The 274-nt window shown below is 43.1% G+C and carries 1 pseudogene; it reads right to left on the minus strand.

The features are described 5' to 3' along the window. Positions 1-89: 89 nt before the first annotated feature. Positions 90-274 (minus strand): annotated as a pseudogene (locus R0K30_RS21870) (ABC transporter permease); the annotation flags it as partial.

The raw sequence follows: 274 nt of genomic DNA on the forward strand, positions 1-274 counted from the left end.
CTCATCATCTTCGCCGTACTGTTTTTTATTCAGCTTTTTATTTTGAACGGACATTAAGAAAAATCCCTTTCCTTTTCGGAAAGGAATTTTCACATATAAAGAACGAAAAGAATCGCGGCAATGAGACACCAGGCGGAACAGATGATTTGAATGACGGTTAATGCGCTGTTTCGCGCCCTGAAATAGTCATCACTGTCTCTCTTGATACCGCTTAAAACCGGTTTATCCGTGATCCGGTCAAATAAAAGCGACGCGGCATAGCGGCTGACGATCG

Source organism: Bacillus sp. SIMBA_154 (assembly GCF_046536015.1).
Taxonomy (GTDB): domain Bacteria; phylum Bacillota; class Bacilli; order Bacillales; family Bacillaceae; genus Bacillus; species Bacillus pumilus_P.